The sequence below is a fragment of the Corynebacterium sp. LaCa117 genome (assembly GCF_046717765.1).
Lineage (GTDB): Bacteria > Actinomycetota > Actinomycetes > Mycobacteriales > Mycobacteriaceae > Corynebacterium > Corynebacterium kefirresidentii.
The window spans coordinates 2,565,592-2,586,470 of sequence record NZ_CP177102.1; the positions used below are offsets into that span (position 1 = coordinate 2,565,592).

Below are 20,879 nucleotides of genomic sequence, written 5' to 3' on the forward strand. Positions count from 1 at the left end.
TAGAAATTTGGGTTAGAGTAGCTGCCATGAAGAACATGACTACTGCTTGGTGGTGGCGCGCGTAACCCGCGGGCCATCTTTCGCAACCCATTTTCAGGCTCGCATTCTGCGGGCCTTTTGGCGTTTTTTGTGCCTGTGCTCGTGGAAGCTTAATTTTCGTTTCCCATACCCACCCTCTCCGAAAGGGCACTGCAATGCCATACACCGCTACCCGCGACATACCCTACGACAGCGATGCGGCCGCCATTTTTGACACCCTCGCGAAACCACACGACTCCCTGTTGCTCGAAAGCGCAGACATCGAGACTAAGAAGAATCTCAACTGTCTCGCCATCCTCAAGGCAGCACTCAGAGTCACGTGCCATGGCCCCAGGGTGGAGGTGCGGGCCCTCACGAACGCGGGGGAGGTGCTCCTTCCTCCTCTCCGAGACCGGTTCCGCCACCGCCTAGTTTCACGTGAAACTACTACCGCTGTATTCGAATTCCCGCCTTCTGCCGAACCCGACGAGCGGCAGCGACTCCTTGCTGAATCAACCGTTGACATTCTGCGATTCTTCCAATTAGAGGCCACCTATTCCTCTCCGCTACTACCATTTCTAGGGGGCGGGTTCGCTTATGACTACCTGGCCACCTTCGAAGATCTCCCCGAGGTTAAACCGGGGCCGAATTCCTACCCAGACTATGAGTTTTTGGTGGCTCAAACGGTCCTGGAGGTAGACCACCTGCAGAGGACTGCGCGCCTAGAGGGCTGGGATATCGACGAAGACCACCTTAAAGCGGAACTTGATTCCCTAGCCACGCGGCCGGAGACCCCACGCCCCACGGCACCACAGAAAGACAAGATCCGTGCGGTGGCTGATGCGGATGACGCAACGTTTCGCGCAGACGTGGAAAAGCTACAACGCAATATCCACGCCGGCGATATCTACCAAGTAGTGCCCGCGCGTTCCTTCACGCTGGAATGCCCTAGCGCCCTCGCTGCCTACCGGACGTTGCGAGAAACTAACCCTTCGCCTTACATGTTTTACGTTCGCGGCGACGGCTATGAGCTATTTGGCGCGTCGCCAGAATCCAACCTCAGGTTCACGCCGGAAGATAGGGGAGTGCAGCTCTATCCCATCGCTGGCACTCGGCCGCGCGGGCTGCGCCCGGATGGGAGCATCAGCCATGAGCTTGATATCCGCAATGAATTAGAGATGCGTACTCACCACAAAGAGATTGCGGAACACACGATGCTGGTAGACCTAGCACGCAATGATCTCGCGCGCGTGGCCGTTCCTCGTAGCCGCCAGGTGGCAGAGCTATTGCAGGTGGACCGCTACTCCCGTGTAATGCACTTGGTCTCCCGCGTCACGGCAACGCTCCACTCAGATTTCGATGCGCTCGATGCCTATCGAGCCTGTATGAACATGGGCACCCTGACGGGTGCGCCCAAGCTTCGTGCCACCGAGCTGGTGCGGCGAACGGAAGGGACACGCCGCGGCTCCTACGGCGGGGCGGTGGGGTACCTGCGCGGCGATGGCGCCATGGATAATTGCATTGTCATCCGCACCGCCTACGTCCAAGACGGCACCGCAGTAGTGCAAGCCGGTGCCGGTGTTGTCAAAGATTCCGTCCCACAGGCCGAGGCCGATGAAACGGTGCATAAGGCCTACGCCGTGCTCAATGCCATTGCTGTAGCACATGGTGCGGACTTGGAGGTGCAGCGATGAGTTCGCCACACATTGTTCTTCTGGATAACCACGATTCTTTTGTCTATAACCTCGTCGATGCCCTAGCTGGGTTCGATACCACAGTTTTTCGTAATACCGTTGCGGTCGATGAGGTATTGGCGGCGCGGCCCGACATAATTGTGCTTTCTCCCGGACCCGGCCATCCACGGTCGGCCGGCTGCATGATGGAGCTTATCGACACCACCCTTGGCACCACACCCATCCTCGGCGTGTGCCTCGGCTTCCAAGCGCTTCTTGAATACCACGGTGGGGTAGTTGCGCCCTGCGGCCCGGTACACGGGAAATCCGTTCCGATGACTCTCACGCCAGCCGGGGTCCAGCATCCCGTATTCCAAGGGCTTGCCACCGATACCGAACCTGATCAACCAAACAGTCTCGGCACACAGATTCCAGTGGCACGCTACCATTCGCTCGGCTGTACGGATGTCCCGCACGAGATGCGCTGCCTAGCACACGCTTCCTCAGATATCGGCGAAGTAGTGATGGCCGCGGAGACGAAAGACGGTATGAGGCTAGGTCTGCAATTCCACCCAGAATCCGTCCTCACACCCACTGGCCCCATAATGCTCGAACGCTGCATTCACCAACTATCTACCCACACCACTATGGAGAAGGAAAACTAAAATGAGCCGAACACCACTGCGGACCTTTCAGGCCTATCTAAGCAATCCACAACCCACCATCGAAGAAGCCACGGAGGTATTTACCCCCTTGGCCGTGGGCGCCTACGACGATATCCATATCGCGGCATTGCTCGCTCATATCCGGGCCCGGGGCGAGACTTTCGCGGACGTTGCCGGTGCTGCCAAGGCTTTCCTGAAGGTGGGCTATCCCTTCCCGATCACCGGAAAAGGCCTTATGGATTCGGCCGGCACTGGTGGCGATGGCGCAAATACCATCAATATCACGACGGGGGCCTCGCTCGTCGCCGCTGCCGGGGGAGTGAAGATGATCAAGCACGGCAACCGCTCGGTCTCTTCCAAGTCCGGTTCTGCGGATGTTCTCGAGGCCCTCAATATTCCTCTCGACCTAGACGCCGCCCGAGCGGTCCGCCAATTTGAGGCCTCGAACTTTACGTTTCTTTTCGCCCCCGCCTACAACCCAGCCATCGCCCACGTCCAACCGGTGCGCAAGGCACTGGGCATCTCAACCATATTTAATACCCTCGGACCGCTCTTGTCCCCAGGACACCCATCACTCCAAATCATGGGCATTGCAAACCCAGATCAAGGCCAACTCATTGCAGAGGTCTTTCGAGAACTTGGCCGCGAGCGCGCCTTAGTCGTCCATGGAGCCGGCACGGATGAGATTGCCACTCATGGCACCACGCAGGCCTGGGAGCTCAGGAACGGCGACATTATCACCTACCAGCTCACCCCTGAAGAACTCGGTATCGAGCGCCATGAGCTGGTGGAGCTTGCTGGCGGGGATGGCGCTGCAAATGCCTTAGCCCTCCGCGCGATATTTGCCGGCCGAGGTAAGCCCGCACACGTGGACGCCATCGCTGCCACCGCAGGTGCCATGTTCTATCTCAACGAGACCACGGAGAGTATCGCGGCAGGAGTCTCTCACGCTAAGGACCTTATAAATAACGGAGCTGTCGAAAAGTGGCTCGATATTCACGAAAGCGCCAACTATGCAGTAGGGGAGGAAAACTAATGACGGTGAAGGAATTGCCAACCGTGCTCCAAGAGATCGTCGCCCAGCGCCGCACTCATCTGCCTGACATACGTGACAGGTTGGCCCACGTGGACCTCGCTAGCGTACCGCCTTCGGAGCGTTCGCTTGTCGAAGCCCTCGATGGCACCAATCGCTTCATCATGGAATGTAAGTCTGCATCGCCGTCCCTGGGGTTGATCCGCGCGGACTACCATCCGGGCGATATCGCTCGTATCTACTCACGCTATGCCTCTGCCATTTCGGTGCTGTGCGAGCCTGCACGCTTTGGCGGCGACTATGACCATCTGCAAACCGTCGCCCAATCTACCCATCTGCCGGTGCTGTGCAAAGACTTCATTGTTGATCCCATTCAGGTTTACGCCGCGCGACACTACGGAGCCGATGCCATCTTACTCATGATGTCCATCGTGGATGATGACACCTACGTTGAGCTCAAGGCGCTGGCTGATGAACTGGGGTTAGACGTCCTGACTGAAGTCATCACCGAGGAAGAAGTGGAACGAGCGCTGCAATTAGGTGGCGACATCATCGGTATCAATAACCGCAACCTCCACGATCTCAGCATCGACCTGGGACGAACCGAGCGCCTCGCTAGCCATATCCCAGAAGGAAAAACGATCGTCTCGGAATCCGGAATCCGCGACAATGCCACCGTCCGCCGGCTGGGCTCCCACGTGCACGCATTCCTTGTGGGCTCACAACTAAGCCGCCAAGAGGCTATCGATCGTGCCGCTCGCGATCTTGTCTACGGCACCAATAAAGTATGCGGGCTAAATTCTGCCTCCGCTGCGCAAGCGGCGCGTGCTGCAGGGGCCCGCTACGGAGGACTTATCTTCGTACGGGATTCGCCGCGCAGTGTTTCACGTGAAACCGCGCGTGACATCATCTCCGCAGAGCCGGGTCTGGACTACGTGGCCGTGACACGTTCTTCGGATATCGAAGAGCTACAGAGACTATGTGAGCTCCCCGGACTCAAGGCACTTCAGCTCCACACCCCATTCCAAGGAAGTAGGGAAGCGGAAAGAGAATTTCTACGCCAAGTACGCAGCGTCGCGGGCGGATTATCCGTCTGGCGTGCCGTCGATATGCTCAACCCCGATTTTGCAGCACTGGCAACTGACCTTGTCCCAGAAGTAGAAGCGCTAGTCCTGGACTCCGGAAGCGGCGGGTCAGGAAGCTCATTCGAGTGGAGCACTATCCCCCCTGAAGTTAAGGATAAATCCTTCCTCGCCGGTGGGCTCCGGTTGGACAACCTCGAAGAGGCACTGTCGATCGGCACGATGGGCCTCGATCTCAATTCGGGTCTAGAGTACGCACCCGGCCGCAAGGATTCCTCGCTTGTGTCCCAAGCCTTCCACATCATCCGACGCTATACACACCCATAGAAAGAACACGATCATGACCGTTTCACGTGAAACACTCCTTCCAGCATACTTTGGTGAATTCGGTGGACAGTTCGTCCCAGAATCCCTTATCCCCGCCCTCGACCAACTTGAGAAGGCTTTTGTAGAAGCACAGAATGACCCGTCCTTTCGCGAAGAGCTCAGCGGCCTTCTGCGTGACTACCTTGGCCGGCCCACGCCACTGACAGAGGCAAAAAATTTAGGCGGTAAGGCGAGGATCTTCCTCAAACGTGAGGACCTCGTACACGGTGGCGCGCACAAGACGAACCAAGTCCTTGGACAGGCCCTCCTCGCCAAACGTATGGGAAAGACGCGCATCATTGCAGAGACGGGAGCGGGCCAGCACGGCACCGCCACTGCACTGGCTTGCGCACTCTTAGGGCTCGAGTGTGTGGTCTATATGGGGGCAAAAGACGTCGCGCGGCAGCAGCCCAATGTCTTCCGTATGGAGCTAATGAACGCGAAAGTCGTAGCCGTTGATACCGGGTCCGGAACGCTTAAGGACGCGGTGAATGAAGCGCTCCGCGATTGGACCGCTACGTTCCATGAATCCCACTATCTCCTCGGCACTGCGGCTGGGCCACATCCTTTCCCGACTATCGTCCGGGAGTTCCATAAGGTCATTTCCGAAGAAGCTAAGCAGCAGATGCTTGAGCGCACTGGCGGCCTGCCGGATGTAGTCGTCGCCTGTGTCGGAGGCGGTTCCAATGCAATCGGGACGTTCGCAGAATTCATTGAGGACGAAGGGGTGGAACTCGTCGGTGCCGAACCCGGTGGCGAGGGACTGGACTCCGGCAAGCACGGTGCCACCATCAACAACGGGACCGTAGGAATACTCCACGGCGCACGCAGCTACCTCATGCGAAACGTAGACGGCCAAGTGGAAGAGTCATACTCCATTTCCGCCGGACTCGACTACCCGGGAGTTGGTCCACAGCATGCCTACCTTCACTCTAGCGGCCGAGCACAATACGTTGGCATTACAGACGCCGAGGCATTGGAAGCGTTCCAGCTGCTTTCCCAGCGGGAAGGGATCATTCCCGCCCTTGAGTCTTCCCATGCACTTGCTTATGCCTTGAAACGGAAGGACGAGGACATCACCATTGTGGTCTCTTTGTCTGGTCGCGGCGATAAAGATATCGACCATGTTCGCCGCACACTTGAGACCCACCCAGAATTTAAACTGCAGGAGAAGCACTAATGAGCAATCGATACGAGAACCTATTCCGATCACTGCGCGAAAGGGGAGAGGGCGCGTTCGTCCCCTTCCTCATGTTGGGCGATCCTACCCCGGAGGACACGCTGGACATTGTACGAACCGTTGTCGCGGCCGGTGCTGATGCACTAGAACTTGGCGTCCCATTTTCTGATCCCGTGGCCGATGGACCGACTATTCAGGCGTCTCACCTTAGGGCGCTAGCGGCTGGCGCCACCGTAGATTCCGCCCTACAACAGGTGCGGACGATTCGCTCAGAATTCCCTGAGCTTCCCATTGGCATGTTGATCTATGGCAACGTGGCTTTCACGCGCGGCTTTGAGCGCTTCTATTCCGAATTCGCTAAGGCAGGCGCGGATAGCATCTTGCTTCCCGACGTCCCCGTACGCGAAGGCGCTCCATTCATCGCTGCAGCAGAAAAGGCCGGCATAGATCCGATCTTCATCGCCCCGGCTCGTGCCACCGCGAGCACCCTCGAAGGCGTCGCTCACAGCTCGCGGGGTTATATCTATGCCATTTCGCGCGACGGCGTGACAGGTACCGAGAGAGAATCTAAAACCCTCGGGCTTGAAGAAGTCGTAGCAAACATCAAAAGATTCGATGGCCCGCCGGTACTGCTCGGCTTCGGCATTTCAGCACCCGAGCATGTGCGCGATGCCGTGGTAGCCGGAGCGGAGGGGGCTATTACTGGCTCGGCCATTACTAAGATCATCGACCGTCATGTTTCACGTGAAACCGCCACAGAGCGGACCCAAATCGAAGGGACCCCAAGCCGCACCCGCGTGGACCCCGCGCTGCACAAAGAACTCGCTGAGTTTGTCACCCGCATGAAGGCGGCGACCCGAAAATAATCCCACAACGCATTAAACCCCTCGTCAGCTCTCGACAGCTGAACGAGGGGTGTGGTTCTGGTGAGCCTCTACGCGGTTGCTTCTGCAGATTCCTCTTCGGAGGCGTCTTTCTTGTCGCCTGCAAATTTGTCTACGATCATCGCGATAGCACCGTCGCCGGTGACATTGGCGGCAGTGCCGACCGAGTCGATGGCGATGTAGGCGGCGATCATGAGTGCCACCATGCCATCATCAAAGCCCATCATGTCTGCCAGAAGGCCGGCCGCCACCATGACGGCACCACCCGGAACGCCCGGAGCCGCGATCATCATGATGCCTAACAAGAAGATGAAGCCAAGTCCGGTACCGGTACTAATATCAAGGTTTGCCATATACACGATCGCGAAGGCATAGAGCGTCAGCTTAATCATCGAACCGGACAAGTGAATGGTCGCGCACAGCGGGATAACAAAGCTTGCCACCGGCTTTGAAATGCCATTCTTAAGCGTAGACTCCAAGGACACCGGAATAGTCGCGGCAGAAGAGGAAGTTCCCAAAGCCGTGAAATAAGCTGGCAGCATATTGCGAAGCGCCTTGAAGGGATTCTTCCCGGTAATCGCACCAGCAATGATGTATTGCAAGACCAGGTAGACTAGGGTCATGACAACCGCCAAAATCAAAACCTTGGCAAAGGCCGAAAGTACCGATCCCAGATTGCCATTCATGCCCAATCCCAAGAACATGCCAAAGATATAGAAAGGCAAAATCGGCACAACAAAGCCCCAGATTACCTTGACTACGACGTTCTCCAATTCCTTGGTGACAGCGTACAAGGTATCGGACTTCACGGTAGTCATAGCTACACCGATGCAGAACGACAACAAGAGGGCAGTCATAACCTCAAAAGGCGGCGCCATCTCCACCTCGAAGTAGGGAGAGAGTGCACCCTCATCAATATCGGAGACATTAGTAATCAGATTCTGACCGCTAAGCATGGTGGGGTAGAGCCAGTGGGCAAGCACGTAGGCAAGAAGACCGGCGACAATAGTGGAGCCATAGGAAATCCCAGCTGTAACCCCCAGCCACTTACCAGCACCACGCCCGAGACCCGCGATGGACGGAGCGATCAGCGCGAAAATAAGGACCGGGATAAAGAAGTTGAGGAAGTTGCTAAATAGTCCATTGAAGGTGGCGAATACGCGACCAAACCATTCTGGAGCGAATCGGCTGACCACCACGCCAAGGATGATGGCGACGATAATGCGGAACAACAAAGATTCCGAGAGTTTCTTGAGATTCATATACTTACAATCAGATCGGGTGCTTCACCTCTAGGACTAGACGACCGAGGCGAAACAGCGCGGTGCGGAGGCCAAGGTCGATTCAATATCTATCAATCGACCTTAAATGCATACTACCTGAGCGCACACAGCGACAGAACACTCGGCCTAGGCGCAATTTTTATCTCAGCACTACAAGGTTAAACTGAATACATGATCGCAGTGGGAATCATCTTTTTAATCCTCGCCGTCTTCCTCATCATTGTGGGTACCATGGCCTCAACCAAGCGCCTACCCGGAAATAACTACATTGGCTTGCGACTGCAAGAGATCCGCAAGTCCCGCGAAGCATGGGATAACGCCCATCGCATCGCTGGTCCATTCTGGATCCTCAGCGGCGTCTGCCTAGTTTTCGGTGGAATCGTCGCGCTTAGCGCTGAGGGCTGGATGTGGCTCCTTCCGGCTCTTACCTTTGTGGCGGCAGTTCTCGCCCTATCTGTAGGTTCCAACCTCGGCTCGCGTGCCGCGTTCCTCTACGAACAGGCACACTCTAGTGAAGAAGGTTGTGGGGATTCCTGCAATTGTGGCACCGATGGTTGCGGTGGGGAAGAGGCCGCCGCGACTTCTGCACCCCAGGTCGATGTCGATGCACTCCGTCACGCCGCTCGAGAATCTGACAGATAGCAGCGCCTGCTGCACAACCGCCCCCTCTGGATAAGAATTACGCCTCATCCAGAGGGGGAATTTTGTAGCTATTTCCTCTCGCTTGAATAGCTCATTGGATGTTTCCCGACAGTCACAGTGACGTTATAGGTCAGGCTCGTTACATCTTCTTGTTCCGTCACTTACGATATCCCGTCACTCTTTCAATATATTGGTCCATTCAACGCTAGGCTACGTTAATAATTGACTTACCGTACTGTTCGCCTTATTGCCAATAACGATGGAGATTGCGTAAAGCTTCTGGGGAACCCAGAAAGTAAAGAGCATCAGAGACCTCCGCTAGGCAAGATGATACATATGAAGAAAAGCACGGCCCTCGCAGCCATCGCCGCTTCGACCTTTGCCATTGGCGCTTATAACGAGCAAGGCCACAAAGAGCCGACATCCACACCGGTAGCGGAGGGGCAGCAGTCGGCCCATAGCATCGTTGATGATTTAGGCATTGAATCTGGCACCTATGAACTCACTCCTACGCCCACTGGCTCCCCTGAAACATGGGAGGGATATCTGGCTAGTTAACTCCTGTGTTTCACGTGAAACTCTAAATTCGATCAGCTACTCGGCTAAGTCACAATGCACCATCATCACCGACTAGACTAGAGGCATGAATAAGTGCTCTCGCCGAATCTTCTTGCTCGGTACCGCTACCACTTTCGCAGGTGCCTACTTGGCAGCCTGTGGCTCTTCTCCGTCCGCGGAAATCGCAGCTACGGAAATTCCGGTCGGATCCGCAAAGATTGTAGATGGCGTCATTTTTACTCAGCCGAAAGAAGGTGAGTTCAAGGCCTATTCCCAGACCTGTCCGCACCAGCACAATCCGATCACCAAGATCGATGGCATGACGGCCACCTGCACCGCACATAACACCTCCTACGACCTCAGCGATGGAAGCGTAATATCCGGACCGGGCCTCGACCCCTTGGAAGGATACGAAGTTAAGCAAGACGGCTCTAATGTCACTACAGCCTAGGCTGCATTCCTCCTTCTGTGGTTTCACGTGAAACCACAGAGGGCATATTTTTTGGCCCGAGTATTTCCCGGGTAGAAGGAGGGGCAGGGTTTAAACTTTTAGAATGCTGCAGAGTTTAAAGAAGCCCGACCCCCTCATAGCGCTCATCGTCTTGGCGGTCATCCTTGCGGTCATTGCACCAGCCCGTGGGGATTTTTCCGAGATATTCGGCCAGCTAACCAACGTTGCGATCGCTTTCCTCTTCTTTTTGTACGGCGCTAGGCTCTCCACTCAAGAGGCCCTCAATGGGCTTAAGCATTGGCGCCTACACCTAACGATCCTGGCTTTCACTTTTGTGGTCTACCCGCTCATAGGTATAGCGCTACGACCGCTTACCGCATTCATTTCGCACGATATGTACCTGGGGATCTTGTTTCTCACGCTGGTACCGTCCACCGTGCAATCTTCGGTTGCTTTCACTTCCATCGCGAAGGGAAACGTCGCCGGCGCAATCGTGTCAGCATCTACCTCTAACTTGGTTGGAGTATTGATTACCCCTGCGCTCATCATGCTCCTGATGGGAACCGGGGGAGGGGTGCACATCGACACTTCCGTATTTGGAGAAATCGCACTCTTGCTGCTGGCTCCCTTTATCCTGGGTCAGTTGACTCGGCGTTGGGTTGGAAAATTCGCCCAAAGCAAGGCCACCAAAGTAGTAGACCGCGGCTCCATTGCCATGGTGGTGTATTCTGCCTTTTCCAAAGGCGTGGTAGACGGAATTTGGTCCTCCATCTCCATATGGGAGTTGGCCTTCCTTGTCGCATTCGCAGCGATCTTGGTTGCTTTCATGCTGTGGCTCACCAAGAAGGTGAGTGAAAAATTGGGATTCAAGCGCGCCGATACAGTCGCAATCGAGTTCTGTGGATCGAAGAAGTCACTAGCCACGGGACTACCCATGGCCTCGGTTATCTTTGCTTCTGGGGGAACGTCTCTTGGTCTACTGATCCTGCCGTTGATGATTTACCACCAGGTCCAGTTAATGATGTGTTCGTGGCTGGCATCCCGCTACGCCCAGCGTGCCACCACATAGCTACACTTAGGTCCTATGGCAAATTACCTATACGTACGAACTGAACTAACCGCGCCCGGCGTAGGCTCGGCCATCCATATGGCGGAAATGGAAGAGCAAGATGCGCGCAGCTGTCGAATGGTCCGCATGATCGCCCTGGATCCCTCAGATGCCATAGTTGGTGTGGCTACCCCGACCAGTTCCACGGGAAACGTAGATCAGCCGCAAGAGGTTGTCCCGCACCCGGATACCTACGATGAGTTTCCAGACATTAGCGCCCAATACGTGGACCAATCTCATTTCGACGCCCTATGGTCCGAAGCTACCGCCAAGTTCGGCCTTTAGGGTTCAAACATGGTGCCTACAAGACAACGTTAACGAGGAGCATATAAAAGGCGGTTCCGCCGAAGATGGACAGCGCTGATTCACGCTTCCACAGGTGGAGCAGGAAGGTTACCACCACGCCGAGGAGAGCCGCCCAGATGCCCCCAGGGGCACCAGCCTGCCCGTGGACGGTATAAACCACCAAAATGGTCATCACACCTACCGGCATCATCATGCCCAGCAATGAAAAGAACTGGCTATCCTTCATCCATTTCACAAAGGAAAAGGGAAGCTGGCGCAGCACAACGGTAATAAGGCCGACGGGGACCAACACTGCAGCGATGGAAGCAAGCGTAACTCCAGCGGGCATTAGCGTTCCTCCCGGAATCTCGTAGACTCGCCGCGTCTACGCAAGCCAATAGCGGCATCGATGCGGGGAGATGCGTAGCGGATAATAAGCAGAATGAAGTAGGCACTCAGCGCCACCATGAGCAGTTGTCCTGGGGCGAAGGCTGCAGCAAGGATTCCCACCACCACAGCACTTAACGGCAATGAAAAGTCCTGGTTACTGCGGAAGGAATCCATTGCCAGCACGACAAAAAGGGCAACCAGAGCGAATTCCATTCCCTGCACGGAAGAGGGAATCACTCGGCCGGCGAGGGCACCGACGATGCCGCCGCCTACCCACAAGACCTGACAAAAGATTTGGATAGTGAGTATTCGGTTCCCACTCGGGCGCTCCTCGGCGGGGAGGGAGGAGACGATGGCATAGGTTTCGTCGGTAAGCGCATATGTGGAATAAGCCCGGCCCACCCGTGAATGAATGCGGTGCCGGGGAAAGGTGAGGCCATAGAGAATATGGCGGAAGTTCACCATGAATCCGGTAACCAACGAAGCAAAGGCGGAAGCCCCACCGGTAACCATGGAAATGGCCAAGAATTCCATAGAGCCGGCGTAGATGACGAGGGAGAAAATCGGCGTCCACCACCAGCTGAAACCGGATTGGACCATGAGTAAGCCGAAGGCTAGGCCGAGGGGAATAAGGCCGATCGCGGCGGCCTAGGTATCTCTTAATCCTTGAGAAATATCCGCGCGCATGCGGGCTAGTCTAGCCCATTGCCTGCAGCGCGATAGGAATTAATTATCTTCCACGTTGACTGGATATGTGGAATAGAGCGGCAGCGGCATGGGTTGACGTTTCATAACATCGGCCCAGAGATCGGCCGGGCCTGGAGTAATAACGTCTTGGGCAAGGGCAGGGGAGACGAACCATTCGCCGGCCTCGATTTCCTCCTCCAGCTGGCCCGGGCCCCATTCGGCATAGCCGGCAAACATGCGCATGCCCGAAACTAGTGGCTCGATCTCTTCTGGGTCCGCGCGCAGATCCACATGTGCCAGGCGCGGTGCGAGGCGGGTGAGCCGATCTTGTTTGTCCACATCGACGCCCTGTTTAGTCTGCGCGAGCCCAACAACGGATTGTTGATTGAGCGGACCGCCGATATACAGCGCCTGCGGTTTAGCCACCACGGGAAGCCATTCCGGCAGCACATTGAAAATAGCTACCTCGGAGCGCTTGGTCAGATCCACGCCAAAGGTCATCATGTCATTGTGCTCAATGACGAGGATGACGGAGCGGGCGAATTCCGGCGAAAGCATGCCCGGAGCAGCGATGAGAAGCTGGCCGGGGGCAGGGTCGTTGCGCTCGAGGGCGTTGAATAGTCTATCGGCAAACATCACTGTTTAGAATCCCACCACTCGCGCAACTTCGCAATCGCTTCCTCGCGCTCGAGGGGGCCGTGCTCTAGGCGCAGCTCCTTCAGATAGGACCACGCCTGGCCTACCTCTGGGCCGGGCTGAAGGCCGAGGATTTGCATGATCTCGTTGCCGTCAAGGTCCGGTCGCACGCGAGCCAGGTCCTCCTTGCGGCCGATCTCTTCGATGCGCTCCTCAAGCTGATCATAGGTGCGCTGGAGTCGGCGGGCCTTTTTAGCATTGCGGGTGGTGCAATCGGCGCGCACCAGCTTATGCAGCCGGGGAAGGAGATCACCGGCGTCGGTGACATAGCGTCGCACGGCAGAATCGGTCCACTGATTTTCCCCGAACCCGTGGAAGCGCATGTGCAGGTACACCAGCTGGCCGATGGCCTCCGTGGTGGCCTTGGGGTACTTCAACTTACGCAGGCGCTTGCGGGCAAGCTTGGCGCCCACCACCTCGTGGTGGTGAAAGGACACCTTGCCATCGGTGTTGTCAAAGGTATCCGGTTTGCCAATATCGTGTAGAAGCGCCGCCCAGCGCAGGACAAGGTCTGGGCCATCTTCTTCTTGGTCCATGGCCTGACGTAGCACCTTCAGCGAGTGAGCATAAACGTCCTTGTGCTGCGCGTGTTCGTCCGCGGTCATGCGCAATGCCGGGATTTCCGGAAAGATATAGTCCGCGATTCCGGTGGAAACCAGCAGGTCAATGCCGTCCCACGGTGCCGTGCCGCAGATAAGCTTATCCAGCTCCACCTGTACGCGCTCTACGGTGATGCGCTGGATCTCGCCGGCCATATCCCGCATGGCATCTACCACCCGATCGGCCACGCGAAATTCCAGCTGGGACGCAAAACGCGCCGCCCGCAGCATGCGGAGCGGATCATCGTGGAAGGAGATTTCCGGCTTGTCCGGGGTATCGAGCACCCGGTCGGCCACATCCTGGAGGCCGTGGAGGGGATCGTGGAAGGTAAAAGAGGCGTCGGCAAGCAGCTCGATGGCCATCGCATTGACCTTAAAGTCACGCCGCACTAGGTCACCTTCCAAGGTGTCACCATAGACCACCTCAGGGTTGCGGGACTGGCCATCATAAGAATCGGAACGGAAGGTGGTGATCTCAATCTGCTGGCCCTTATAGGCCGCGGAGACGGTACCGAAGTCGATGCCGGTATCCCACACGGTCTCAGCCCACTCATCCAAGATCTCTTTCACCACGTCCGGGCGGGCCGGAGTGGTAAAGTCCAGGTCATTTCCCAAGCGGCCCAAAAGCGCATCGCGCACAGAGCCGCCTACGAGGTAGAGCGAGTAGCCACGGGCGGCAAATTTCTCCACCAAACCGCCCAGCAGGTCGCTGAGGGAGGAGACGGTGGATTCCGCGCGGGCAAGAACGCCAATTAGCTGAGTGTCCTGAAAATTCACGGGTGAGAGTCTACTACGATTGGCAGGGATGACTAACCAAGAACAGGGCCCCTCTAAGGGAGGCGGCCGCAACCGTAACCGGTCCCGGCGCAGGCGGCGCCGCCGGCCGGATAATCGCGCGCGCCGCAGCACTCAGCAGCGCAGGCCCTACCGCGGTGGCAATGGCCAATCCACGGCCATGGAAACCCGCGATGAAACCTCCGCCGGCGGCCTTGTTGTCTCTGGTTTGGCGGAGTGTGTCGATGGCACTGGCCAGGTAGATCTTTCCCGGCTTTATGTGGCGCTCATCGGCCGCCTCGACCGTCGCGGACGCCTGCTGTGGTCCATGCCTAAAGGCCACGTAGAAAATGGCGAGGCCAAGGAAGTCACCGCAGAGCGCGAGGTATGGGAGGAAACCGGCATTTCCGGTGAGGTTTTTGCAGACCTCGGCATGATTGATTATTGGTTCGTCTCTGATGGGGTGCGTATCCATAAGACAGTGCATCATCACTTGCTGCGCTTTGTAGACGGCATCATGAACGATGAGGATCCGGAGGTCACCGAGGTCTCATGGATTCCCGTCTCTGAACTCATCGAGCATTTGGCCTACGCCGACGAGCGCAAATTGGCGCGCATCGCGCATGATCTCCTTCCCGATCTCGCACGAAAGGAAGCCGCCGCGGGGAAAGTGACCCCACGGTAATGCGCCAACGCCTGAAGTCTTGGGCCGCCGTGGGCGGCTGCCTGGCGGTAGCGGGGTGGGGATTGTGCCTGCCGCTGCCAGAGGCCGCCGCGCAGATGGATTCGGCTGCGGGAAAACAGCAGGATATCCAGGCATGGTTGGGCGCGCGCGGACCAGAGCGGGCCACTCTCGATCTCATCGCGGCCGAACCCTTCACCGTGGGCAAGGAACTGAAACTTACCTTCCAGGTACACAATCCCACCGATGAGGCCATGGAAGACCTCCAGTTGACCAGCCGCCGTGGCGATGCCGTGGAGAGTACTGCACAGGCCCGCACGCAGCTGGCCACCGGCGAATTCCCGTATTACGGCCCCAGCACCACCACCGAGCCCCTGCAACCGGGCGAAACCCGAGAGGTTACCTTCCAGGTTCCCACCTCCTTACACGGCGAGCAGACCCTAGCCATCGAAGACGCCGGCGCCTATCCGCTGCTTTTTACCCTCACCGGCACTGTCGGCGGCGAAGCGGTCAGCTTTGCGGAAGAACGCCTAATAGGCCAGGTGCAGGGAAAGAAGCAGGCGCTTGGCGATGCCCCCTCGGAGCCCAAACCCCACGACCTCACCGTGGTCTATCCCATCAGTGCCGATATCGACTCGGTACCAGGCGGCGCTGGGGGAGAAGACCTTATTCTCGCCTCCGATGAGCTAGCCACCGAGCTGGCTGAGGGCGGCCGGCTCGATCGCTTGGTGAGCACCTATGCGGACCACGATCTGCGCGGGGCAGGCTGCGTAGCCATCGATCCCGCACTCTTGGACACGGTCAACCGCATGGCGGAGGGCTATAAGGTGGGTTCTGCCCGCCCGGCTCAGGCGGAGCGTCCTAAGCGCCTGCGTGATTCGTGGTTCAATAACAACGACGATGTGCACCTCGAACCCGGCACTGGCAAAGAGGATGCCGCCCGCTGGCTCAAGCGCCTGCGTGAACTCGATTGCTTTATGTCTATGCCGTGGGCAAACGCTAATGCCTCATCCGTGGCCAAGGCGAATAATCCCTTCCTTACTTACGAGGGGCTGCAGCGCGGCAACCACACCATCGAGCGAATCCTCGGCACTAAGCCAGCCACCTCTGTCCTCGCGGTTGGCTCCGGCTATGTGGATCAACAACTGCCCCTCCCCGCACTGGTGGCTGATAATACTTCGTGGCCTGGCCGCGCCGTTACTTTCGACGCCTCCCTGGGCGCCCTTTTAGCCCAAACCGGCTCCAAGCCACAGACGGTGGGCTATTCCAACCCGGAGCTACGCTACGATTACTCGCTCGATTCCGAACTTTCCCGCGCCATCACCGGCGGCGCCGCGTTGAGTTTGGCCGCTAGCGATGACACTGTGGCGCGTTTGCCCAATTACTTGGATCCCAGCGCCGCCGAATACGCGCTTGACTCCGCCGAAGCGCTCATCGATTCCGGCCAGTCCCATGCGCGTACCGTCGGCAGCCTCAAGCAGGAAACCGCCGTTCCGGGGTCACTGCCTGGCAGCCCCTTTAGTGATCCCGCCGCCTTCGCCGAATCCGATATCGTCCGCGTGGAGCAGCAGGCCCGCTATACCGATGAGCTGATGAATATCATGGTCGATGATCCAGACATCGCACTGACTCCCTATGAATTCGTCCTGCCTTTGCGCCGGGATTTGCTGGCCGCGCTCTCGCTGACCAACCGCGATAGCTTGGGCAGCAATGCTGAAGCGCGACGAAGGTTCACCCGCACGATGGATGTGCATTCGAATACTTTGCGCGATCTGCGATCTTCTGTGGCGCTTATCCCACCGGGCAATGTTTATACTCGCGTATCCGAGTCATCGCCGCTGCTCATCGTGGCAGAAAATGGGCTTCCGCTACCGGTAGAGGCCAAGCTGCAATACGATGCCCCCGATGGCGCGCGCCTCAACACGCCCAAGAGTGTCCGTATTCCGGCCAAGGGCTCTATTACTGTATCCATGACCGCCGATATGCCTAAGGACGTCGATCGCACAGACATTGGCCTGTGGCTTGCCACCCCAGAAAAGCAAACCATCTCGGAGCCGATCAGTATCGCTGTGCAAACGCGTGCCGGTATCGTAAGCGTGTATGGCGTCGGCATAGCCGGCGCTCTTGCGCTGGTCCTCGCCACTCTCTTCCGGCTAGGCCGCCATCGGCGCAAAAAATCACAAAGGCTTAAAAAGTAAGTTGAAGTTGTATCCTCTATGACTGATAAAACTGGCCGCGAGGCCGAACACGTGGAGAAGTCACCTGCGGGTGTAGTTGACCCGAAGGATGCCGCCGTGCCGGCAGAGCACCCCGCCCCAGCGGGTGCCCGCGGCCGCATCGTCCGCGCTTCTCCTCCCGCTCCGGTGCCAGAAAAGCGCCCCACGCCCGCGGTGCAGGACACCACCGTTCCTCCCAAGAAGGACAAGTCCGCGCTCACCGGACGCAACGCGGAAAACGAATCATCCAATCAGGACGTCATCCGCGCGACGGGCACGATGGCCATCGCGACGCTGTTATCCCGCGTCACCGGCTTCCTGCGCCAGATGCTCATCGGCGCCACTCTCGGCGCCACGGTGGGCACCGCGTTTAGTAGCGCCAACCAGATCCCCAACCTCGTCACCGAGATCGTATTGGGTGCCGTGCTGACCTCTCTGGTCGTGCCCGTCCTCGTACGCGCCGAAAAAGAAGACACGGACCGCGGCGAGACCTTTGTCCGGCGGCTATTTACCCTAGCCTTTTCCATCCTGGGCATAGTCACCATCGCCTCCGTGGTGCTCGCACCCTTCTTAACGAGGATGATGCTGCCGGAAGATTCCAAGGCCAATGCCGTGCAGGCAACCTCCTTGGCCTTCTTATTGCTGCCGCAGATCCTCTTCTACGGCCTCTTCGCCCTCTTCCAGGCCGTTCTTAATACTAAGAATATCTTTGGTCCAGGTGCGTGGGCACCGGTAGTCAATAACGTCATCTCCATTAGCGTGCTGCTGGCTTATCGCTTCCTGCCCGGCCAGCTCGACCCGCACGAGCCCACTCCGGTGGCCGATCCTCACGTCATGCTATTGGGCTTGGGCACCACCACGGCGGTGATGGTGCAATGCCTCATCTTGTTGCCGTACCTCAAAAAGGCCGGCATTAACCTGCGCCCCAAGTGGGGCTTGGATGCCCGCATCAAGCAATTCGGTGGCATGGCTCTGGCCATCATTACCTATGTGGCTATCTCCCAGCTGGGCTATGTGATCACCTCCCGCGTAGCCGCCTATGCGGATGCCGGCGCCCCGCTGGTCTATCAGAATGCCTGGCTCATGCTGCAGGTGCCCTATGGCGTAATCGGCGTGACGCTGCTGACGGCCATCATGCCGCGCCTGTCCCGCAACGCCGCCGACGGCGATGTTGATGCCGTAGTCCGCGATCTGACCTTGGGCTCAAAGCTGACCTTCATCGCGCTTATCCCCATCGTCATTTTCATGACCGGCTTTGGTGTACCAATCGCCCGGGCCCTCTTCCAATACGGTGCCTACGGCGCCGAGAGCGCCGAGCAGCTCGGCCTGACCATCAGCTTCTCCGCCTTCACACTCATCCCGTATGCCTTGGTGCTACTGCACCTGCGCGTGTTCTATGCCCGCGAGGAAGCCTGGACGCCGACCTTCATAATCGCCGGCATCACACTGACCAAGATCGTCCTTACGCTTTTGGCCCCGTTGATGACGTCCAACCCGGACCGCGTGGTGATTTTGCTCGGTACGGCCAATGGCTTTGGCTTCGTCTCCGGTGCGGTCATCGGTGGCTTCTTGCTCAAGCGCAAGCTCGGCAGCCTCGGCGGCAAAGCCGTCACGCAGACCGTGCTGTGGGCTTCTGGTGCCGGTCTCGTAGGCTTGGTTGTCTCCTGGGTGCTGTACTGGGGCGTGAATTTCCTCCTGCCAGAGAATTTGCCCTCCATCGTCTCGCTGATCAAGGTCGCGGTGCTTGGAGTCATCTTCCTCATCGCCACCGGCCTGGTGCTCTCTAAGTCCTCCTTGCCGGAGGTCCAGAACCTGGCCCGCGCCTTGCAGCGCATCCCGGGCATGTCCCGCTTCATCAAGGTCGATTCCTCCAAGGCTATCGAGCTGGAGGAGCCCGACGTGCCGGAAATCCGGCCGGTATTCACCCAGGACGCCTTCAATGCCACCCTGGTACCGCCACCAATGTCCGCCGGTATCGTCCGCGGCCCACGCCTCGTGCCGGGCGCCCCGGTATCGGATGGTCGCTTCCGCTTGCTCCAAGATCACGGTGCGGTCACCGGTGCACAGTTCTGGCAAGCACGCGAGCAGTCCACCGGCCGCCTAGTCGCGTTGACGTTCGTCGATACCAATAGCCTGGCGCCGATTGCGCCATCGACTCCGGGAGTTGCCGCCCGCCGCTCCGCTGAGATTTCGCGCAATACCCGCCGCCTTGCCGAGCTGGAGCTCGATACCGTGGCAGATAATATCCAAGTCCTGTCCTACCGCACGGGCTGCCTGGTGGTGGCGGATTGGTTCGAGGGCACCTCCCTCAAGCAGGTGGCTGAGGCCGATAACCTCGACCCCCATTCTGTGGCTCGTGCTACTGCGCCGCTATTTGCTGACGCCGCCGCTGCCCACGATGCCGGCCTCATCCTCGGCGTGGAACACCGCGACCGCTTCCGCGTCTCTACCGACGGTGTAGTCAAGGTGGCCTTCCCCGCCGTACTGGATGGCACCTCTGCCGCTACTGACCGCGAGGCTCTAAGCTCCGCTCTGGAGTTACTCGTGGAGTCCACGGAGCCTTCGCCGAAGAAGCTGCGCGATATTTCTGAAGATGCCAACCTCTCGGCCGACGAGGCCGCCCAGCGCGTCGAGGACGCGCACTTTGCCCTCGATAGTGCTGATGAGGACAGCCGCGAGGAAAAGATGGAACAGCTGCAGGAGGCAAAGGCGCTGACCTTGGCCGGCATCGCTCAGCGCCTGCACGACTTCGCACCGGAGGAACCGGAGGAAGCACCCGAGGCCTTGCCGGTAAAGCCAGAAGAAGAACCGGCCCAAGAGGATGACCCGGCCCAAGAGCCTGGCTTCGGCGGCCGCGGTTATTCCGGTTCCGGCGTCATCGTTATCGGTATCTTCGCCACCATCTTCGTCGTGGCAATGGCCGCGCTCACCACCTGGATCATGTCCTTGCTCAGCAATGTGGAGGCGCCTAACCCGGTCAGCGAAACCATCCACGGCAGCACGGACATTCCGGATACCCCGCCGGTGCGTCTCCAGCCTTCCTCTGCGATTACCGTCCCTGATAACAAGGACGACGCTGCGCTTATCGACGGCAAAACGGCCACCACCTGGTCCACCGAAGAGGAGGACACCGGCATCCTCGTCACTGTGGATTCGCCAACGCACTTCGCAGTCTTGCCGGTGGTGCAATCCAATTCGACTGGGGCGAAATATGCCGTCTATGGCGTTAATCGTGACCGCTTCAACCCAGAAAACCCACAGGCCGGCTCTCTGTACCAACTGGCAAGAGGCAAGTTCAAAAACGGCAAGGAAGACATCGAGCTGGAGAAAACCCCCGAGCAATTCGACGGGCTGCTGCTCATGATCACCGAGCTACCCAAGTCCAATAAGGCAACCATCGCAGACATTGGGCTCGTTGGACAGCCCTAGGCACAACCCACACGGCCGAATCGAGGACACGACCCTCGATTCGGCCTTCTTTTTTAAGCTTTTCCGCATTCACACTTCTTTGACCTGCATGTTCAAAAATTATTTACTTCACATGTTGACTATTTAGAAGTGGTACGTACACTGTGGAATGTAACGCAAACAACAACCTTAGGAGTAT

19 protein-coding genes are annotated in these 20,879 nt (G+C 57.9%); 14 read left to right on the forward strand and 5 right to left on the reverse strand.

The window, feature by feature from the left end:
* Nucleotides 1-194: 194 nt before the first annotated feature.
* From ACLI1L_RS12310 to trpA, 6 genes are read left to right on the forward strand one after another with little or no spacing between them, the layout of a single operon-like run.
* On the forward strand, nucleotides 195-1,712 hold the full coding sequence (locus ACLI1L_RS12310) for an anthranilate synthase component 1 (RefSeq protein WP_411707703.1): 1,518 nt from the start codon (nucleotides 195-197) through the stop codon (nucleotides 1,710-1,712).
* A complete protein-coding gene (locus tag ACLI1L_RS12315) occupies nucleotides 1,709-2,356 on the forward strand; it encodes an anthranilate synthase component II (protein ID WP_086588370.1) in 648 nt (215 codons plus the stop codon). Before ACLI1L_RS12310 ends, ACLI1L_RS12315 begins: the two co-directional genes overlap by 4 nt.
* A 1-nt stretch (nucleotide 2,357) precedes the next feature.
* The gene (gene trpD / locus ACLI1L_RS12320; protein ID WP_411707704.1) at nucleotides 2,358-3,392 is read left to right on the forward strand and encodes an anthranilate phosphoribosyltransferase; all 1,035 of its coding nucleotides are present in this window, start codon (nucleotides 2,358-2,360) and stop codon (nucleotides 3,390-3,392) included.
* On the forward strand, nucleotides 3,392-4,798 hold the full coding sequence (trpCF, locus tag ACLI1L_RS12325) for a bifunctional indole-3-glycerol-phosphate synthase TrpC/phosphoribosylanthranilate isomerase TrpF (RefSeq protein ID WP_411707705.1): 1,407 nt from the start codon (nucleotides 3,392-3,394) through the stop codon (nucleotides 4,796-4,798). The genes trpD and trpCF overlap by 1 nt, the downstream gene beginning before the upstream one ends.
* A 13-nt stretch (nucleotides 4,799-4,811) precedes the next feature.
* Complete coding sequence (gene trpB / locus ACLI1L_RS12330; protein WP_411707706.1) at nucleotides 4,812-6,017, forward strand: tryptophan synthase subunit beta; 1,206 nt, start codon at nucleotides 4,812-4,814, stop codon at nucleotides 6,015-6,017.
* Nucleotides 6,017-6,883: a tryptophan synthase subunit alpha gene (trpA, locus tag ACLI1L_RS12335; protein ID WP_411707707.1), complete on the forward strand. Its 867-nt coding sequence runs from the start codon at nucleotides 6,017-6,019 to the stop codon at nucleotides 6,881-6,883. The genes trpB and trpA overlap by 1 nt, the downstream gene beginning before the upstream one ends.
* A gap of 68 nt (nucleotides 6,884-6,951) precedes the next feature.
* On the opposite strand, the gene ACLI1L_RS12340 is transcribed toward trpA, so the two are convergent.
* Nucleotides 6,952-8,163 (reverse strand): dicarboxylate/amino acid:cation symporter, encoded by a 1,212-nt coding sequence (locus ACLI1L_RS12340; RefSeq protein WP_394286308.1) that lies wholly within the window; start codon nucleotides 8,161-8,163, stop codon nucleotides 6,952-6,954.
* 192 nt (nucleotides 8,164-8,355) lie between these two features.
* Between ACLI1L_RS12340 and ACLI1L_RS12345 the strand changes: the two genes are divergently transcribed.
* From ACLI1L_RS12345 to ACLI1L_RS12365, 5 genes are all read left to right on the forward strand, one after another.
* Nucleotides 8,356-8,826: an SdpI family protein gene (locus ACLI1L_RS12345; RefSeq protein ID WP_086588376.1), complete on the forward strand. Its 471-nt coding sequence runs from the start codon at nucleotides 8,356-8,358 to the stop codon at nucleotides 8,824-8,826.
* 336 nt (nucleotides 8,827-9,162) lie between these two features.
* A complete protein-coding gene (locus ACLI1L_RS12350) occupies nucleotides 9,163-9,384 on the forward strand; it encodes a hypothetical protein (RefSeq protein ID WP_208612464.1) in 222 nt (73 codons plus the stop codon).
* Between the two features lie 85 nt (nucleotides 9,385-9,469).
* Nucleotides 9,470-9,835: a Rieske (2Fe-2S) protein gene (locus ACLI1L_RS12355; RefSeq protein ID WP_086588378.1), complete on the forward strand. Its 366-nt coding sequence runs from the start codon at nucleotides 9,470-9,472 to the stop codon at nucleotides 9,833-9,835.
* A 103-nt stretch (nucleotides 9,836-9,938) separates the two neighbouring features.
* Nucleotides 9,939-10,904, forward strand: coding sequence for a bile acid:sodium symporter family protein (locus ACLI1L_RS12360; protein ID WP_086588379.1), 966 nt, complete (start codon nucleotides 9,939-9,941; stop codon nucleotides 10,902-10,904).
* A 15-nt stretch (nucleotides 10,905-10,919) separates the two neighbouring features.
* Nucleotides 10,920-11,228, forward strand: a complete 309-nt coding sequence (locus ACLI1L_RS12365; RefSeq protein ID WP_411707708.1) for a hypothetical protein — start codon at nucleotides 10,920-10,922, stop codon at nucleotides 11,226-11,228.
* A gap of 16 nt (nucleotides 11,229-11,244) precedes the next feature.
* On the opposite strand, the gene ACLI1L_RS12370 is transcribed toward ACLI1L_RS12365, so the two are convergent.
* The 4 genes from ACLI1L_RS12370 to ACLI1L_RS12385 all read right to left on the reverse strand — a co-directional run bounded on the left by ACLI1L_RS12370 (nucleotide 11,245) and on the right by ACLI1L_RS12385 (nucleotide 14,377).
* The gene (locus ACLI1L_RS12370; RefSeq protein WP_086588380.1) at nucleotides 11,245-11,577 is read right to left on the reverse strand and encodes a branched-chain amino acid transporter permease; all 333 of its coding nucleotides are present in this window, start codon (nucleotides 11,575-11,577) and stop codon (nucleotides 11,245-11,247) included.
* Nucleotides 11,577-12,257 (reverse strand): AzlC family ABC transporter permease, encoded by a 681-nt coding sequence (locus ACLI1L_RS12375; RefSeq protein WP_411708377.1) that lies wholly within the window; start codon nucleotides 12,255-12,257, stop codon nucleotides 11,577-11,579. Before ACLI1L_RS12375 ends, ACLI1L_RS12370 begins: the two co-directional genes overlap by 1 nt.
* Nucleotides 12,258-12,344: 87 nt before the next feature.
* The gene (locus ACLI1L_RS12380) at nucleotides 12,345-12,941 is read right to left on the reverse strand and encodes a YqgE/AlgH family protein (protein ID WP_023020179.1); all 597 of its coding nucleotides are present in this window, start codon (nucleotides 12,939-12,941) and stop codon (nucleotides 12,345-12,347) included.
* A complete protein-coding gene (locus ACLI1L_RS12385) occupies nucleotides 12,941-14,377 on the reverse strand; it encodes a CCA tRNA nucleotidyltransferase (RefSeq protein WP_086588382.1) in 1,437 nt (478 codons plus the stop codon). The genes ACLI1L_RS12380 and ACLI1L_RS12385 overlap by 1 nt, the downstream gene beginning before the upstream one ends.
* 28 nt (nucleotides 14,378-14,405) lie before the next feature.
* On the opposite strand from ACLI1L_RS12385, the gene ACLI1L_RS12390 reads away from it, so the two are divergent.
* Genes ACLI1L_RS12390 through murJ form a run of 3 tightly spaced genes read left to right on the forward strand, consistent with a single transcriptional unit; the run spans nucleotide 14,406 to nucleotide 20,701 of the window.
* Entirely contained in the window at nucleotides 14,406-15,059 is a 654-nt protein-coding gene (locus tag ACLI1L_RS12390; RefSeq protein WP_086588383.1) for an NUDIX hydrolase, read from the forward strand.
* Complete coding sequence (locus ACLI1L_RS12395) at nucleotides 15,059-17,254, forward strand: DUF6049 family protein (RefSeq protein WP_411707709.1); 2,196 nt, start codon at nucleotides 15,059-15,061, stop codon at nucleotides 17,252-17,254. The genes ACLI1L_RS12390 and ACLI1L_RS12395 overlap by 1 nt, the downstream gene beginning before the upstream one ends.
* 18 nt (nucleotides 17,255-17,272) lie before the next feature.
* Nucleotides 17,273-20,701 (forward strand): murein biosynthesis integral membrane protein MurJ, encoded by a 3,429-nt coding sequence (gene murJ / locus ACLI1L_RS12400; RefSeq protein ID WP_411707710.1) that lies wholly within the window; start codon nucleotides 17,273-17,275, stop codon nucleotides 20,699-20,701.
* Nucleotides 20,702-20,879: the final 178 nt, after the last annotated feature.

Excerpts from the sequence above, each read along its gene's own strand:
- ACLI1L_RS12395 (WP_411707709.1), top strand. The coding sequence starts at position 15,059 with ATGCGCCAACGCCTGAAGTCTTGGGCCGCCGTGGGCGGCTGCCTGGCG.
- ACLI1L_RS12370 (WP_086588380.1), bottom strand. The coding sequence starts at position 11,577 with ATGCCCGCTGGAGTTACGCTTGCTTCCATCGCTGCAGTGTTGGTCCCC.
- ACLI1L_RS12350 (WP_208612464.1), top strand. The coding sequence starts at position 9,163 with ATGAAGAAAAGCACGGCCCTCGCAGCCATCGCCGCTTCGACCTTTGCC.
- trpA (WP_411707707.1), top strand. The coding sequence starts at position 6,017 with ATGAGCAATCGATACGAGAACCTATTCCGATCACTGCGCGAAAGGGGA.
- ACLI1L_RS12365 (WP_411707708.1), top strand. The coding sequence starts at position 10,920 with ATGGCAAATTACCTATACGTACGAACTGAACTAACCGCGCCCGGCGTA.
- trpCF (WP_411707705.1), top strand. The coding sequence starts at position 3,392 with ATGACGGTGAAGGAATTGCCAACCGTGCTCCAAGAGATCGTCGCCCAG.
- ACLI1L_RS12360 (WP_086588379.1), top strand. The coding sequence starts at position 9,939 with ATGCTGCAGAGTTTAAAGAAGCCCGACCCCCTCATAGCGCTCATCGTC.
- murJ (WP_411707710.1), top strand. The coding sequence starts at position 17,273 with ATGACTGATAAAACTGGCCGCGAGGCCGAACACGTGGAGAAGTCACCT.
- trpD (WP_411707704.1), top strand. The coding sequence starts at position 2,358 with ATGAGCCGAACACCACTGCGGACCTTTCAGGCCTATCTAAGCAATCCA.
- ACLI1L_RS12315 (WP_086588370.1), top strand. The coding sequence starts at position 1,709 with ATGAGTTCGCCACACATTGTTCTTCTGGATAACCACGATTCTTTTGTC.
- ACLI1L_RS12390 (WP_086588383.1), top strand. The coding sequence starts at position 14,406 with ATGACTAACCAAGAACAGGGCCCCTCTAAGGGAGGCGGCCGCAACCGT.
- trpB (WP_411707706.1), top strand. The coding sequence starts at position 4,812 with ATGACCGTTTCACGTGAAACACTCCTTCCAGCATACTTTGGTGAATTC.
- ACLI1L_RS12355 (WP_086588378.1), top strand. The coding sequence starts at position 9,470 with ATGAATAAGTGCTCTCGCCGAATCTTCTTGCTCGGTACCGCTACCACT.
- ACLI1L_RS12310 (WP_411707703.1), top strand. The coding sequence starts at position 195 with ATGCCATACACCGCTACCCGCGACATACCCTACGACAGCGATGCGGCC.
- ACLI1L_RS12380 (WP_023020179.1), bottom strand. The coding sequence starts at position 12,941 with ATGTTTGCCGATAGACTATTCAACGCCCTCGAGCGCAACGACCCTGCC.
- ACLI1L_RS12340 (WP_394286308.1), bottom strand. The coding sequence starts at position 8,163 with ATGAATCTCAAGAAACTCTCGGAATCTTTGTTGTTCCGCATTATCGTC.
- ACLI1L_RS12345 (WP_086588376.1), top strand. The coding sequence starts at position 8,356 with ATGATCGCAGTGGGAATCATCTTTTTAATCCTCGCCGTCTTCCTCATC.